Genomic DNA, 14,740 nt, shown 5'->3' with positions numbered 1-14,740 from the left:
TCAGCCGCCCCTGGCGAGCATGGCCAGGGCCCGGACGCCGGTCTCCCCGGTGACCCTGCCGTCGAGGCGCAGGCGCCAGACGGCGTTGAGGACGTGGGCCGGGGTGATGCCGGGACGCCGGCGTTCCTCGCCGGTCAGCGCGCGCTCGGCCGCGCCGACCATGCCGCCGGGTTCGTACCGGGCGCGGGGCAGGTGACGCTCCAGCAGGTCGAAGACGGCCGCGGCGGGAATGTGGGCCCGGTGCTCCGGCTCGGCGTTCGCCTTCTCGCCGGTGAGCGCCGTCCAGGCCGGTTCGATCATGGTCTCGACGGCGCGGGCGTACGTCCTGCCGTGCTTGTCCGCCATCGCCATGAGTAACTCGGTCATCGTGTGCACGCGTATCCGCCACGACGGGTGGGACGGGCTGGTCAGGTCCGCCTCCTCCGGGTCGATGCGCAGGCGCACGCACGACAGCGGGTAGGCGGGGCCGAGGGTGTAGGTGGCGTAGCAGTCGGCGATCAGCTCCTCGCTGTGCGGGTGGTCGGCCCGTTCCAGCAGGGGCCGCTCGTCCTTGTCCCGGACGTGGCCCACCTCGCGGATGACGTAGTGGCCGAGTTCGTGCGCGAGGACCGGGAGATGCCAGGCGTCGGGGGAGGGCGGCAGCCGGAGCATGTCGGAGGTTCTGGTGTACGACTCCGAGCGCGCGCACGCGGCGATCGCCACGTGGGCGGGGACGCCCGCGCGCTCGCACAGGAAGCTCACCAGCGCCTCGGCCGCGCCCCGGTCGGCGCCGAGCGCGTGCCGGCGCAGCAGGACGGCCTGCGCGTAGTCGAGCGCCTCGACCCGCAGCAGCTCGGTCTTCTCCCGCAGGTGGCGCAGGTGGGCCCAGTCGCGCACCTCCCGCAGTTCGAGTATCAGGTCGTCGGCGTGGCGCCTGATGGAGCGGGCGGTCGCGGTGCAGGGCTCCGAGCGGAAGGCCAGGCCGGCGGCCTGGTCGAGGGCGTCGATCTCGGCGCTGACATGGTCGTCGATCATGCGGTGGCGTCCTCGACCACGGTACGCACCCCGCGTACGGCCACCGGCAGGGACCACGCGTCGGCGTAGTCGGCGGCCAGCACGAGCACCACGCCGAGCAGGAGCGCGGCCACCGCGCCCGCGGCGAGCGGCGTGGCCAGCCACGCGACCAGGCCGGTGCTGACCGTGATCGCGATCGCGAGCACGTCCATGTGCCTGCCGAAGCGGTCGCCGAGCTCGGCCAGTTCGGCGCGGGCGCCGTCGAGCCTGGCACGGTCCAGGGCGTCGCGGGCGAGCCGCTCGTCGAGCGCGGATCTGACGCCGTCGGTGCCGAGCAGCGCGGACACCAGGAGCGGGCCCGCCGCCTCGTCCTTGTCCAGGCCGTTGGCCAGCTGGGAGACGGCCGTGTTGACCCGGTCGAGGGCGGCGGCGGGGATCAGGTGGTGCAGCGCGGTGAGCGCCTTGTGCAGGGCACGGGCGGCGAGCTTGGTGAGGGTGCCGGTGAGCGCGCCGACGCCGAGCTTGTCGAGGAGCTCCTGGGCGGTCGTGGCGACCGTGCTCACGACGGGGATCTTGGCGAGGGCGGCGCCGGCCACGCCGGCCGAACGTTCGTGGATGCGGTCCAGGCAGGCGGCGGCCTCCTGGCGGAGGGTGGCGATCGCGGTGGGCAGGTCGGGGGAGGCGCGCGTGGCGGCCTCGAAGCCGAAGTGGTCCGGGGGTTTCAGCGCCGTGGCCAGAAGCCCGAGGGAGTCCCCGGCCTCGCGCAGCCGCCCGGACCCGGCATCCGCCCCACCCCGACCTCCGCCGCCAACGGCCCCTGCTCCTCCGCCATCGCCCCAGCCTCCTCCGCTGCCATCGGCCCCGCCGCTGCCTTCTCCGGCACCGGGCTCGCCGACGTCGGCCGCGGCCTCACCGACGCCGGCTGCGGCGGAGATCAGGGCCTGGGACAGGGCGAGGTCGCGCACGGCCTCGGCGAGCAGGTCGTCCGGGCCGGGCTGTGGGGGCCGGGGTTGCGGTCCTGGTCGTGGTCCAGGTCGGGCGGGCCGGTGGGGCGGGCTGGTGGGGCGGGGTGGCTCGAAGCCGTACGTGCCGCTCTCGTCCAGGGCGGCGCGCGCCTGTTCGGCGAGGCGGTCGCGGGCGTAGCCGGCCCGCCGTTCGTTGCCCGCGGTCAGCGCGGCATGGAGCTCACCGACCGTGTCCTGCAGGGATCGTGCCGACCGCGCGAGGCCGTCGAGGTGCTGTCGTGAGCCCACTGTGCATCCCTCCGGAGCAACATTGTGAGGCTCCGGAGGGAAGGTTGCCTAGGGGAGGCGGAAGTCCAGGTCAGGAGTGATATCTGCCACGTCCATCTGGGCCTTTTGCAGACGTCCGGAATGGTCCCAGTTCATGGCCTGCCAGCGGGTGAACTGGTCAAGTACCCACATACCGGACTGGCGGCTGCCGTTGCCCGACTTGCCGTTGCCGCCGAACGGCAGGTGCGCCTCGGCGCCGCTGGTGGAGTTGTTGACGCTGACCATGCCGGCCGAGACGCCCTCGCGGAAGCGGAAGGCGTTCTTCGCGTCGGTGGTGTAGATGGAGCTCGACAGGCCGTAACCGGGCAGGTTGGCCAGCTCGATGGCCTCGTCCATGGTCTGGAACGTGGTCACGCCGACGATCGGGCCGAACGTCTCCTCCAGGAACAGCCGGTCGCCGGGACGTACGCCGTCGACCACCACCGGATGGTAGTAGAGCCCGCCCTCGCCGGTGAACTCGTGGTGCGGGCTCTCCTTGCTGATCTTGCCCGTGTCACCGGTCACGACCTCGTGGTGCGGCTGGATCCAGGTCAGGAACTCCTCGTAGCGGACCGCGAACTTCTCATCCAGCAGCGGCCCGGCCAGCACGTCGCCCATCGGCTCGCCGATCTTGGCGTTGGAGACGGCGCGGGCGAAGCGCTCGACGAACTCGTCGTGGACGCTCTCGTGCACGATGACGGTGCCGAGGCTGGTGCAGCGCTGGCCGGCCGTACCGAAGCCGCCGAAGAGCGCGCCCTCCACCGCCAGGGCGAGGTCGGCGTCCGGCATGACCACCATCGGGTTCTTGCCGCCGAGTTCGAGGCAGGCCGACTGCAGGTGGCGCCCGGTCAGCTCGCCGATCTTCCTGCCCACCTCGGAGGAGCCGGTGAAGCCGACCTTCTGCACGGTGCCCTCGGCCAGGGCGAGGTCCAGGCCCTCGAAGGTCTCCTTGCCGTCGGCGAAGACGATGTTGAGCACGCCTTCCGGCAGGCCGGAGGCGGCGAACAGCTTGTACATGGCGTGGGCGGAGGCGGCGGCGTACTCGGCGGGCTTCCACACCACCGCGTTGCCGCACAGCAGCGCCGGAACCAGATACCACGAGGGCACCGCGACGGGGAAGTTCCCGGCGGTGATCACCGCCGCCACGCCGACCGGGTTGCGGAAGGTGAACAGGTTCTTGTCCGGCATCTCCGACGGCACGGTCTGCCCGTACAGCCTGCGGCCCTCGCCCAGGAAGAAGTCGCAGGTGTCGACGATCTCCCGCACCTCGCCCAGCGACTCCTTGTACGGCTTGCCGATCTCCTCGGTCACCAGCCGCGCCAGCGCCTCCGCGTTGGCCTCCACCAGCCGCCCGATCGAGGCGATCACCCGCCCGCGCACCGGCGCCGGCACCTTGGCCCACTCGCGCTGCGCCTCCTTGGCGGTACGGCAGGCGGCCGCGAAGGCGGCGGCGTCCGCGAGGCCCACACTGGCCACGACCTCGCCGGTGCGCGCCGGGTTGGCCGAGATGTAGGTGCTGGTGGCAGGAACGTCCTTACCACCGACAATGGAGACAATCTGACGGGTCACCGATGACCTCCTCGTAGTTCCTCCGCAAAGACAATCATCCTGCCGCACATTTTCCCAAGCCCTGGCGAACGTCCGGCGATGTCCTGGTTCGTATTACTGCGCAGGCGAATCTCTGGCCCTGTCCGGATGCGTATAACCGGACGACCGTCTTCCCGAAAACGGCTGGGGTGCCGTTCCTCGAAGGGGTGTGTGCGGGGAGACGGCCGTGCGCGCGCGTCCCCGGGTGCTGTGGCGGTCCACCGGGGCGCGCGCCCTCACACCTGGAGTGACGATGCTCTTCCCCGGCCCGGTTCTGGAGTCGCTGGAGCGCGCGCCGGCGCGGACGGCCATCGAGCACGGCGAGCGGGTGGTCACCCGCGGGGAACTGCTCGGGCTGATCGCGCGGTGCGCGGGAGGCCTGCGCGCGAGGGGGCTGCGTCCCGGCTCCAGCGTCCTCGTCGTCGCCGCCTCGACCCCCGAGGTCTACGCCGCGCAGCTGGCCGCGCACGCGCTCGGCTGCCTCGTCGGCATGGCCCGTCCCGGCTGGGGCCCGGTGCGCACGGCCGAGGCGCGGGCGGCGGGCTTCGACGCCGTGCTCACCGGCGCCGAGGTGAACGAGCTGGCCGCCGGATCCGCCGCGGGCGCGGCCGAGGTGGGCGCGCGGCCCGACGACCTGGCGCGGCTCACGTTCACCAGCGGCAGCACCGGCAGTCCCAAGGCACCCGTCCAGACCTACCGCGCCTACAGCCTCGCCTACCGGACCGCCGCCTGGCCGCCGCCGCTGAAGGCACTGATGGCGAACTTCGAGCGCTGCCTGATCCACGCCAGCCTCGCCGGCCCGGTCATGATGACGTACCTGGGCAGGACGCTGGTCGCCGGCGGCGTCGCGATCATCCCCGAGCTGCCCCTGCACGAGGCGATCTCCACCCACCGGGCCACCGCCACGATGATGGCGCCGCCGGTCCTGGGCGGCCTGCTTGACCAGGACGCCGATCTGCGCAGTCTTCGTGCGCTGGTGCTCGGGGGCGCGCCGGCCGCGCCGTCGCTGCTGGAGCGGGCCGCCGACCGGCTCGGGCCGGTGATCTGGCAGGGGTACGGCCAGGCCGAGGCGGGCGTGATCGCCATGCTGACACCGGATGACGTGGCGGCCGGCCGTACCGGGGCGGTGGGGCGGCCTTTGCCGGCCGTACAGGTGAGCCTTCGTGACGGCGAGGGGCGGCCGGTGCCGCACGGCGCGGACGGCGAGGTGTGGGTGCGCAGCCCGCACATGATGGCCGGATACTGGCGCGCGCCCGAGTTGACCGGCGAGGTGCTGCGCGACGGCTGGCTGCGCACCCGCGACCTCGGCTTCCTGGACCGCGACGGGCTGCTCCACCTGACCGGCAGGACGCGCGACGTGATCATCGTCGGCGCGGAGGTCTGCTACGCGGGCGCGATCGAGCGGGTGCTGGCCGCGCATCCCGACGTGGAGCAGGCGTTCGTGGTCGGCGCGCCGGACCGGGAGACCGGCGAGGCGGTGCACGCGTTCGTGGTGCCCGCCGCGGGGCGGGCGCCGGACCTCGGCGCCCTGGCCGAGCTCGTGCCCGAGGAGTTGAGCGCGGCCAGCACGCCGAGGAGTATCACCGTCATCCGGGAGGTCCCGCTGAACGCGGCGGGCAAGCCGGACAAACGCGCGCTCAGACCCACGGGGCCGTCGGCCACCAGATGATCTCGAAGCGGCCGAGCAGCCTGCCCACCCAGTACAGGGCGGTGAAGGAGCCCGCGACGACGAACGCCGTGCCGGTGATGACGGCCGGCCGTCCCGGCCTGGCGCCCAGCCAGCGCTGCGCCCGGCCGCCGAGCGCGAGGGCGAGCAGCAGCACGAGCGCCGCCATGACGACGATGTTGCCGAGCGACTGCAGCATGAACGCCAGCGCGCCGTAGAGCGGGTTGTGGCTGGCGGCGGCGTCGCGGAAGAGCTGGCGGAACAGCCCGAACGGCCGGCCGATGAGGAAGGCGCCGATGAGCGCGCCCATGACCAGCATGCGCGCGTTCGGGAAGCGCCGCTCCAGCCGGGCCAGCGGATCCCCGACCAGGCCGAGCGCGGCCAGCCCCAGGAAGACCAGGATCAGCCCGATCAGCCCGAAGGTGACCATCGACTGGATGTTGCGCGCGAGCAGCCCGCCGGCCGGCGGCGAGTTGGCGAACTGCGGCATGGCGGTGCCGGCCAGACCCACCACGAAGCCGTAGACACCGGACGCCGCCAGCACGCCCACGGCCAGCCAGCCGAGCGGCTTGAGTGTGCGCGCCATCCGCGCGCCCGCCGAGCTGCCCGCGCCCACCAGGGGCGCGACCGCGCCCATAGCGGCGATGTTGCAGGCGGTGAACGTGCCGGCCAGCCCGGTCACGAAGGCGAAGACGACGCCGGCCAGGATCCCCGCGATCGGGGTTTCCGAGGCGTCGTGGCCGAGGAGGGTGTCGGCGACGCTCGCGCCGATGGTCTGGTCGACGAACTCGGCCGACCACACGACGGTCAGCAGGAAGCCGGCCAGCACGCTGAGCAGGACGACCAGCCACCGGCGGGCCGTGGGCCGCTCAGCCGGCGTGGTCGCGGTGGCGCGCAGGGTCATGGGAGGTGTTCCTCTCCTGTTCGAAGTGGCGCTCGCACAGGCGCAGGCGCCTGGCGTGCCAGACCATGTACGTGCCGAGGACGAGCTGGAGCGGGCTGCGCCACACCTCCTCCCATCGATCGCGCAGCCGGAGACAGGCGAGGACGAGCCGCCGGTGCCGTACCCGGCGGCCGCGCGGGGTCATCAGGCAGGGACCGCGGTTGGGCAGCGGGCGGGTGTGCCGGGCGGTGGACGCGAGATCGTGGTCGCGCAGGACCTCCCTGACGACCGCCCCGATGGTGATCGGCGCCAGGTGCCAGGCGGGGCAGGGCCGGTTGGCCGCCACCCCGAACGGGATGTGCCCGCCCGAGCGGTGGAACTCCGGATAGCTGAAACAGAGCACGGAACCGGCCGGGATCGGCTCCGCGCCCTCCAGGCAGATCTCCGCCGAGGTGATCCGGTGCGCGACGCCGAACAGCGGGAAGTCGTGCAGGGTCCGCTCGATGACCGCCTCCAGCGGCCCGTCGGCGCCGTGGGCGGCGATCTCCATGAGCACGTGCGCGGTGGCCTCGGCGCTCTGGACGACCGCCGTGTTGAAGAAGGTGCCCTGGAGATAGAAGGCGCGCTCGTGCTCGTCGAGGGTCCCGGGCAGCGGGTGCGGCACCTGGCCGAGGGTCTCGCGCAGGTGGCGGGTCAGGCGCAGGCGCCGGTCCATGTGGCGCAGGCCGCAGCACTTCAGCGAGGTGACCACGTCCTCCGAGTGGTCCACGATGAGCTCTCTGACGCCTGGCGGGCAGGGGACGCCGAACACGACCCGGTGGTAGAACTCCGCCCAGACCGGCATCATCAGGTCGCGCAGCCGTACGAGGCCGTTCTGCTGGGGGAGGGCGGCGCGCAGGCTGGCGGTGGCGAGCTCGTCGGCGGTACGGCTCGGCATCGTCAGGATGCGGCGGGTGCAGCGGGCGACGTCGTTGTAGCGGGGGCCGGGTTCCAGGTGTTCCTGGTGGACCTCGGCGCCGGGCGAGAGCCAGTACCAGAACAGGTCCGACAGCGCCGCGCCGCGGCTGCGGCCGTCGGCGGCGGGGTGCGCGTAGAGCTCCATGAAGCGGGAGAGGTCCACGAGGTCGCCGGGCACCGGGATGCCGTCCGCGCCGTTGATGCGGGCGAACAGCCACGTGCGCAGCTTGGTGACGGCGCCGGGCAGCCAGTACGGCAGGCTCAGCAGGACGGCGAGTGCCCCGAGGGTGGCGACCACAACAATCACACCCGGTTCTACGAATGCCGATATGTCCCGAGATTCACCGGAATCTTTTGGGCTGTCCTGAGCCGTACAACTCACATGGAGGTCTTCAACCTGCGCGACTTCGAGGACATGGCCCGGGAGAAGCTCGACCCGGTGTTCTACGACTACTTCGCCAGCGGGGCGCAGGACGAGGTGACGCTCGCGGCCAACGAGGCGGCCTTCCGGCGGCTGGCCCTGGTGCCGAGAATCCTGCGCGGCCACGGCCCGCCCCAGCTCGCGGGCAGAGTGCTGGGATGCGAGAGCTCGATGCCGGTCCTGCTCGCGCCGACCGCGTTCCACCGGCTGGCCTGGCCCGAGGGCGAGGCGGCCACCGCCCGCGCGGCGCGCGAGGCCGGCGTCATCATGATCGCCGCGATGCTGTCCACGATCACCATCGAGGAGATCGCGGCGGCCGGGGGCACGTTGTGGTTCCAGTTGTACATCCAGCCCGACCTGGGTTTCACCAAGTCGCTGGTACGGCGGGCCGAGGCGGCCGGCTGCCGCGCCCTGGTCGTGACCGTGGACTCACCCGCGCTGGGCAGGAACGAACGCGGCGACCGCAATGACTTCCACGACCTGCCGCCGGGCATCTTCTGCGCCAACATGCGCGGCGACGGAAACGTCCGGCAGGTCCGCCTTTCTCCCGAAATTTCGTGGAGGCATGTGGAATGGCTGTGTGGTGAGACACAGCTCCCCGTCCTGCTGAAGGGCGTCCTGCACCCCGCCGACGCCGCCCAGGCCGTGGACTGCGGTGTGGACGGCCTGATCGTCTCCAACCACGGCGGACGGCAACTCGACACCACCCCCGCCACGATCGACCGGCTGCCCGTGATCGCCGACGCGGTCGGCGGCCGGGTGCCCCTCCTGCTGGACGGCGGCGTACGGCGCGGCACCGACGTGGTGAAGGCCCTCGCGCTCGGCGCCTCGGCCGTCGCCCTCGGCCGCCCGGTGCTGTGGGGACTGGCCGGCGGCGGAGCCGACGGGGTGGCCCGGGTGCTGTCCCTGCTGCGCGGGGAACTGGAGAACGCGCTGACGCTGTGCGGGGCCGACTCGCCGGGCGCGCTGACCAAGGACCAGGTGGTGGGATGAAGGTCATCGGTGTGGGCGTCGGCAGGACCGGCACGCTGTCGCTGAAGGCGGCGCTCGAACGCCTCGGCCTCGGCCCCTGCTTCCACGGCCGCCACGTCCTGGACCACCCCGACCGGCTGCCCATGTGGCGCGCGGCCGCCGCCGGGCGCCCCGTGTCCTGGGAAGCGGTGTTCGCCGGATACGCCTCCAGCGTGGACTGGCCCGGCGCCGCCTTCTGGCCCGAGATCCTCACCGCCTTCCCCGGCGCCAAGGTGATCCTGACCGAACGCGACCCCGAGGCGTGGTACGCCAGCGTGTCCAGGACCATCTACCGCATGTTCGGCGACGCCGAGCCCGACGCCCGGGTGGCCGAGGCCAGGCGGACCGTGCCCGGCCTGGACGTGTTCACCGCGTTCCACCGGGCCATGATCTGGGACGGCTTCTTCTCCGGCCGCTTCACCGACCGCGCCCACGCCATCGCCGTCTACGAGGAGCACAACGCGGAGGTCCGCCGGGCGGTGCCGTCCGAGCGGCTCCTGGTGATCGAGCCGGGATCGGGGTGGGGTCCGCTGTGCGACTTCCTGGGCGTGCCGGCGCCGGGCGAGCCGTACCCGCACCTCAATGATCCTGAACGGTTCTGGGCGCGGGTCGAGGCCCGGATGGCGGAGTCGCGTCCCGCTCCCTAGACGGAGCGTCAGGTACGGCGGGCGCTCACCACCGCGAACGACAGGAACTCGCCCTGGTCCGCCTCCAGCATCGCGATCGTCTGCCCGGCGGCGTCGCCGGGGCGGTGCTCCATGCAGGCGCGGGCCCACAGGAGCCAGTCGTTCCAGCCGCCGGGCTGCAGGCGCGCGGACGTCACCGTGACCAGCTCGGTGATCTCCCACTGGAAGCGCCACCACTCGGCGGTGTGCCAGGCGAGCGCCTCCCAGCCCACCAGGGCCTTGATGTGCGGCGGGATCGCGCCGAGGTCGCGGATCTCGGCGGTCATGCCCGGGGTGGCGATCCCGAGCTGACCGCCCGGCTTGAGGAAGCTCGTGATGTAGGCGAGGTAGCCGTCCGCGGTGCCGAAATACTCGTAGGAGTCGATGCTGACGATCGCGTCAAAAGACTCTTTCTCGAACGGCAGCGCGTGGGCCTCGGCGTTGACCGCCTGCACCCGGTCGGCGACCCCCGCCTCCGCGAACACGGCCGCCGCCGTGTCCGCCGCCACCCAGAGGTCGGCCGCCACCACCTCGACGCCGAACTCCCTGGCCAGGAACACCGACGTCGCCCCCATGCCGGAGCCCAGGTCCAGGACGCGCATGCCCGGCTTCAGGTCGAGGTCGCGGGACAGGTCCTCCAGCAGCCACAGGGGATGCGGGCCCATGTCCAGGCCGACCACCCAGGCGGGGTCGTAGTGGGAGGAGCGGGGATAGACGTCGGGGCGGTGCAGTTCACTCAGTGCGGTCACAGGGCGGCATCCCACCACGCCACCACCCCCACCAGCAATCCAATATCCCCACCCACCCACCCACCGGGCCTCCCCGAACTGCCCGCTCAGGGTCCGGGCACCCCCAGAGCCTGTGCGTCTGCCGGTCGTCGGGGCGTCGCGCAGGGTGTCGAGCGGGTGGCGCGTTGAGGTGCCGGGCGGGGGCCTTGCGGCCGGGGGTGTCGGCTGGTCGCGTGGGGAGGGGCTGCTCGGGCTGGACAGGCGGTGGCGGGAGGAAGATCACGGGGGCGGTGGTGACCAGTGGTCAGAGGGTGCGGGGCGGTGATTGCGGGGTGGGTCGGGGTGGCGGGTCGCAGGTGGTTAGGGGGTGGTGGTCAGGGCGGTGCGGATGCGGGCCAGGCCGCGGCGGATGCGGGTCTTGGCGGTGCCCAGCGGGATGCCTTCGCGGTCGGCGATCTCCTGGGCGGTCAGGCCGTACAGGATCGACAGGACGAGCGGGCGGCTTTGGGAGGCGGGGAGGGCGAGGAGTTCCTCCTGGATGCGTTCTACTCGGGCGCCGGGGTCGGGGCGGGGCGCCGGGATGGGTAATCGCCACGGGTCCACGGGCAGGTCGCGGCGCAGGCGGACGGCGTCGACCGCCAGGTTGCGGGTGATGGTGAGGAGCCAGGTCGCGACCCGGCCGCGGCCGGGGTCGTACGCGGCGGCGTGCCGCCACGCCCGGACGAAGGCGTCCTGGGCCACCTCTTCCGCCAGGCACGGGTCGGCGACCACGCTCAGCGCCAAGCCGTACACTCTGGGTTGAAAGCGCCGCACGAACACGGCCGCCGCATCGGTGTCACCCGATGCCATTCCTGCCATGAGCGTCTCATCGGAGAGTGTCCACACATCCCACGACGATTCCCGCTGGGGGATGGTTCAAAGTTGAATGGCTGTTTTTATGCCCGGAAATCTGCGAATTCAAAGCCGGGCGAGACCACGCAGCTGACCAGAACCTCCTGAGCGGCCGCCGGGCGGGCCGACTGCCACACGCCGCCGGGCACGATCGCCTGCGGGACCTGCCCGTTCTCGACGTCCGGGCCCAGGACCACATGCTGGTCGCCGATGGTCAGGCCGAGCGGGCCGCCCCGGTGCCACAGCCACACCTCGTCCGAGCGCACCACGTGCGGGACCGACTCCTCGCCGGGCATCAGCAGGAAGTAGATGCCGGTGGCACTGGCCCGCTCGCCGTCGTAGCCGCCGGGGGTGAAGCGGGCGGTGGTTTTCCAGGTCTGGCGGTACCAGCCGCCCTCGGGGTGGGGGAGCAGGTCGAGCGCGGCGGCGACCGGCGGGCGGGGCACGAAGGCGACGGCCTTGCCGTGGACGTCGCGGCGCAGGAACCGGTCGCCGTCCAGGACGAGCTGGCCGTCCGTCGTGCCGGCCAGGGCCAGGGCCTCGGCCTCGCCGGCGACCTGGGTGGCCGGTCCGTCAGGGAAAAGGGTGAGATCCACGGGAGCGATGCTAGTCGGGGTTGACGACGAGGCCGGGGACGTCGGTCAGCGGGGTGAGGTCGAGACCGTCGGCCGGCAGGACGCTGACCAGCTTGAGCGTGGGCAGCCGGGCGATGATCGACAGGTCGGTGACGTCGGTGTGGTGGAGGCGCAGATATTCGAGGGGCGGGCCCGCCGACACCACGGCCTCCAAGCACTCGGGGACGCCGTGGAGGTCGCGCAGGGTGATCGAGAACAGATCGCGCGCGTGGGCGAGGGCCGAAGGAGACAGGCGCTGCCGGACTCCTCGGAAGGAGACGACCCTGAGCTCCGTCTGCCGCGACAGCGCCTGCGTCGAGAACTCTTCCTCCAGGAGGCTCAGGCCCAGCTGCTGGAGCCGCGGGAGCCGGTCGAGGAAGGCGAGATCGGGCTCGTGGACCGCGCCCCACAACCAGAGGCCGAACAGGCTCTCCATGTCCTGGAGGGGAGTCAGGTCCAGCGGCCGGTCGGTCCGCAGCCACAGGCGTTTCAGGCCGGTCAGGAAGCGGACGGGCCCGAGGTCGCCCGCCAGCTCCGACAGCTCCAGGAACTCGAGTTGCGGCATGTCCTTCAGGAACGCCAGCGATTCGACCCTCCGGTCGATCCACAGGGCGGTCATCCGCTTCAGGTGCCGCAGGTTCCGCAGTTCACGCGGGTCGGTGACGACGATCCGCGGTGGGTCGGGGATCGCCGCGAGCACGTCGAGCGCGTAGCGGCGGGAGTCGAAGAAGCGCCACATGTCGACGACCGTGAGTTGCACCGGCCGCCGGGGGTCGGTGGCGAAGGCGGTCAGCTTCCTGACGGCGGCCTCGCCGTTGATCAGGCCGGTCATCCGCACCGTCAGCGCCGCCTGCAGCGGGGTGAACGCCGCCAGGTCGTCGGGCACGCGGCGCAGGATCTCCTCGCCCGCTGCCGCCAGGATTCTGGCCTCGTCCTCGCTGCGCGGCGGGATCACCTCGGCCAGGCACGCCTCCACCCGCTCGCGCAGCTCCAGCGGGATCTCCCTGATCGTCTCCAGGCAGGACGCCACCAGCAGTCGCAGCCGCCGCGTGTGCCGTCCGCCGTCGTCGGCCCGGTCCAGGAGGCCGCGCAGCAGGTCGCGGCGCAGGCGGCCGGTGGCGTGCCCGGCGGTCATGACGACGACCTCGCGCCACTGGTCCAGGTGGGCGCGTTCGACGGCCGCCTCGACGTCGTCGTCCTCGACGAGCTGGCCCGCCGCCAGGTACTCCTGCACGGTCTTGTGGGCGAAGTCGATCCTGCCGGGCACCGGTTCGCGCAGCACGCCACTGCGCCGCAGCAGATACTCCAGCACGTCCGCCGCCTGGTACGGCATGCGCGTCATCCCGGTCAGCCGCTGCTCGATGCGGCGCAGGGCGGTGGCCTTGGCCAGTTCGGAACGGCCCATGGAGACCACGCGCCAGGCCAGGTCACGCAGGATCCAGATCTTCTGCTCCGGGTCGAGGACGATGTCGTCCTGGATGCCGCGTTCGGCGTCACGCCGTTCTAGAAGGAGGGTGAGGACGGCGTCGTACAGGGCCATCCTGCTGCGGGGCAGCTGGGTGCGGCGGTCGAGGTTGAGCGCGCACAGCATGGCGGCCAGCAGCGGGGTGGAGGCCAGCAGGCGCAGGTGGGGGTTGCTCTCCAGGCGGGCGAGCAGGGCGCGTTCGTAGGAGGGCAGGTCGTCGGCGTGGCAGGGCAGGCTGGGGCACTCGCGCATGGCCACGTGCCACTGGCGGACGAGTTCGCCGAGGTCGTGCGGGGTCATGGGCTCCAGCAGGGCGGCGGTGAACCCTTCGTCGGCCAGCCAGCGCACGTCGGCCGCCGCGGGCCGGGAGGTCACCACGACGCGCAGTTCCGGGTTGGCCGCGAGGAGCCTGGACAGCCACTGGCGGACGGCGTTGCGGTGCCGTACCAGAAGCTCGTCGACGCCGTCGACCAGCAGCAGGCCGCGGCCGGACGCGAGCACGCGCTCGGCCCAGCCGCGCGGCATCAGTCCCGCGACCTCCTGGGCGACGTCGTCGAGCAGGTCGGCGGGGGCGGGCAGGCGGCCGTCGGCGTGGCTGCGCAGCTTGACCATGAGGGGGACGCGGCCGTTCCAGGCGGCCAGGTCGCCGGTGAAGCCGCGGCGGGCGGCGGTCACGGCGAGCCAGCGCAGCAGCGTGCTCTTGCCGGATCCGGCCTCGCCGCGCAGCAGGGTGAGGCGGCCGAGCGCGGACTCGATGCGGCGGCTGCCGGGCTCGCTCTCGTCGCGGCCGGTCAGCGACGAAGGCGCGAGGCGTTCCAGCGGGCGGCGCTCGTGGTCGGCGCTGACGGTGAGCGAGATGTAGGCGACGCTGAGGGAGGTGCGCGGGCGGTAGGTCTCCATGGGCACGCCGAACAGCTCGATCTCGTCGAGGGTGCGGCTGAGGAAGGCCAGGTAGTGCTGCTCGAAGGCGAGGTCGTCCTGGGAGCCCTCGGGGGCTTCGAGCGTGCGGACGGGCAGGCGGGCCAGAACACGTTCCATGCCCTCGGCCAGGCCGCTGAGGCGGGCGAGGTTCTCGGTCGCGGCGCGCGGCAGGTACGGGGGGAGCTGCTGCATCATGCCGACCAGGCAGGTCACGCACTCGGCCAGCAGCACGCCGTAGAGCGCGTCCTCGGTGGTGCCGAGGCGGGGCGGCGCGACGGTGTCGAGCACGCGCCTGGCCAGCCGCGCCGGGTCGGCGTCGGCGTTGAACAGCGCCTCGTCGGACAGGTCCGCCGTGCGCAGCGACTCGACGACCTCCAGGAGTACGGCGGAGCGGGCGTCCTCGCCCAGCCCGCGGTACTCCTGCTCGACCAGGTCGCGCAGCCGGGACTCGACGGCCATGGCCATGCCTTCGAGCTGGTTGCCGAACTTCCTGGGGGCCAGCCGGTCACGGAAGCCGCTCTGGATCATGTCCTTGAGCTGCGCGTCGCGGTCCCGGTTCGCGGCACGGGCGGCGAGCCATTCGCGCATCGCGCGTTCCGCGATGGCCTTGCCCGCCGCCACGACCGCCGTCTCCACACCTGGCATAAATGCGATCATGCCGGAAATC

Annotated in this window: 12 protein-coding genes; 3 read left to right on the top strand and 9 right to left on the bottom strand. The window is 72.5% G+C overall.

Going from position 1 to position 14,740, the window contains the following annotated elements; genetic code table 11:
* From ACFWYW_RS43125 to ACFWYW_RS43115, 3 genes are read right to left on the bottom strand one after another with little or no spacing between them, the layout of a single operon-like run.
* A complete protein-coding gene (locus tag ACFWYW_RS43125; RefSeq protein WP_379618887.1) occupies positions 1-1,014 on the bottom strand; it encodes a hypothetical protein in 1,014 nt (337 codons plus the stop codon).
* Positions 1,011-2,246, bottom strand: coding sequence for a hypothetical protein (locus ACFWYW_RS43120; protein ID WP_379618889.1), 1,236 nt, complete (start codon positions 2,244-2,246; stop codon positions 1,011-1,013). The genes ACFWYW_RS43125 and ACFWYW_RS43120 overlap by 4 nt, the downstream gene beginning before the upstream one ends.
* Before the next feature lie 48 nt (positions 2,247-2,294).
* Positions 2,295-3,833 carry an aldehyde dehydrogenase family protein gene (locus ACFWYW_RS43115; RefSeq protein WP_379618891.1) on the bottom strand — a complete coding sequence of 513 codons (1,539 nt, stop codon included), beginning with the start codon at positions 3,831-3,833 and terminating at the stop codon, positions 2,295-2,297.
* Between the two features lie 205 nt (positions 3,834-4,038).
* Between ACFWYW_RS43115 and ACFWYW_RS43110 the strand changes: the two genes are divergently transcribed.
* The gene (locus tag ACFWYW_RS43110) at positions 4,039-5,520 is read left to right on the top strand and encodes a class I adenylate-forming enzyme family protein (RefSeq protein ID WP_379618893.1); all 1,482 of its coding nucleotides are present in this window, start codon (positions 4,039-4,041) and stop codon (positions 5,518-5,520) included.
* Here the strand turns inward: ACFWYW_RS43110 and ACFWYW_RS43105 are convergent.
* Positions 5,489-6,421 carry a hypothetical protein gene (locus tag ACFWYW_RS43105; protein ID WP_379618895.1) on the bottom strand — a complete coding sequence of 311 codons (933 nt, stop codon included), beginning with the start codon at positions 6,419-6,421 and terminating at the stop codon, positions 5,489-5,491. The two genes, ACFWYW_RS43110 and ACFWYW_RS43105, sit on opposite strands and share 32 nt — an antisense overlap.
* Entirely contained in the window at positions 6,387-7,664 is a 1,278-nt protein-coding gene (locus tag ACFWYW_RS43100) for a hypothetical protein (RefSeq protein ID WP_379618897.1), read from the bottom strand. Before ACFWYW_RS43100 ends, ACFWYW_RS43105 begins: the two co-directional genes overlap by 35 nt.
* A gap of 75 nt (positions 7,665-7,739) precedes the next feature.
* Here ACFWYW_RS43100 and ACFWYW_RS43095 point away from each other — a divergent pair, with 75 nt between their 5' ends.
* Positions 7,740-8,771, top strand: a complete 1,032-nt coding sequence (locus tag ACFWYW_RS43095) for an alpha-hydroxy acid oxidase (RefSeq protein ID WP_379618899.1) — start codon at positions 7,740-7,742, stop codon at positions 8,769-8,771.
* On the top strand, positions 8,768-9,436 hold the full coding sequence (locus ACFWYW_RS43090) for a sulfotransferase family protein (protein ID WP_379618901.1): 669 nt from the start codon (positions 8,768-8,770) through the stop codon (positions 9,434-9,436). Before ACFWYW_RS43095 ends, ACFWYW_RS43090 begins: the two co-directional genes overlap by 4 nt.
* An 8-nt stretch (positions 9,437-9,444) precedes the next feature.
* Here ACFWYW_RS43090 and ACFWYW_RS43085 read toward each other — a convergent pair whose 3' ends face one another.
* The 4 genes from ACFWYW_RS43085 to ACFWYW_RS43070 all read right to left on the bottom strand — a co-directional run bounded on the left by ACFWYW_RS43085 (position 9,445) and on the right by ACFWYW_RS43070 (position 14,718).
* Positions 9,445-10,203: an SAM-dependent methyltransferase gene (locus tag ACFWYW_RS43085; protein ID WP_379618903.1), complete on the bottom strand. Its 759-nt coding sequence runs from the start codon at positions 10,201-10,203 to the stop codon at positions 9,445-9,447.
* A 339-nt stretch (positions 10,204-10,542) separates the two neighbouring features.
* Positions 10,543-11,040 carry an RNA polymerase sigma factor gene (locus ACFWYW_RS43080; protein WP_379618905.1) on the bottom strand — a complete coding sequence of 166 codons (498 nt, stop codon included), beginning with the start codon at positions 11,038-11,040 and terminating at the stop codon, positions 10,543-10,545.
* 77 nt (positions 11,041-11,117) lie between these two features.
* On the bottom strand, positions 11,118-11,669 hold the full coding sequence (locus ACFWYW_RS43075) for a cupin domain-containing protein (protein WP_379618907.1): 552 nt from the start codon (positions 11,667-11,669) through the stop codon (positions 11,118-11,120).
* Between the two features lie 10 nt (positions 11,670-11,679).
* A complete protein-coding gene (locus tag ACFWYW_RS43070) occupies positions 11,680-14,718 on the bottom strand; it encodes an NACHT domain-containing protein (RefSeq protein WP_379618909.1) in 3,039 nt (1,012 codons plus the stop codon).
* Positions 14,719-14,740: the final 22 nt, after the last annotated feature.

The organism is Nonomuraea sp. NPDC059023, assembly GCF_042740095.1.
Taxonomy (GTDB): domain Bacteria; phylum Actinomycetota; class Actinomycetes; order Streptosporangiales; family Streptosporangiaceae; genus Nonomuraea.
This window is presented reverse-complemented; position numbering and strand designations above follow the sequence as displayed.

Bases quoted from the DNA above. Each gene is read 5' to 3' on its own strand.
- ACFWYW_RS43125 (WP_379618887.1), bottom strand. From the start codon at position 1,014: ATGATCGACGACCATGTCAGCGCCGAGATCGACGCCCTCGACCAGGCC.
- ACFWYW_RS43105 (WP_379618895.1), bottom strand. From the start codon at position 6,421: ATGACCCTGCGCGCCACCGCGACCACGCCGGCTGAGCGGCCCACGGCC.
- ACFWYW_RS43095 (WP_379618899.1), top strand. From the start codon at position 7,740: ATGGAGGTCTTCAACCTGCGCGACTTCGAGGACATGGCCCGGGAGAAG.
- ACFWYW_RS43090 (WP_379618901.1), top strand. From the start codon at position 8,768: ATGAAGGTCATCGGTGTGGGCGTCGGCAGGACCGGCACGCTGTCGCTG.
- ACFWYW_RS43080 (WP_379618905.1), bottom strand. From the start codon at position 11,040: ATGGCAGGAATGGCATCGGGTGACACCGATGCGGCGGCCGTGTTCGTG.
- ACFWYW_RS43070 (WP_379618909.1), bottom strand. From the start codon at position 14,718: ATGCCAGGTGTGGAGACGGCGGTCGTGGCGGCGGGCAAGGCCATCGCG.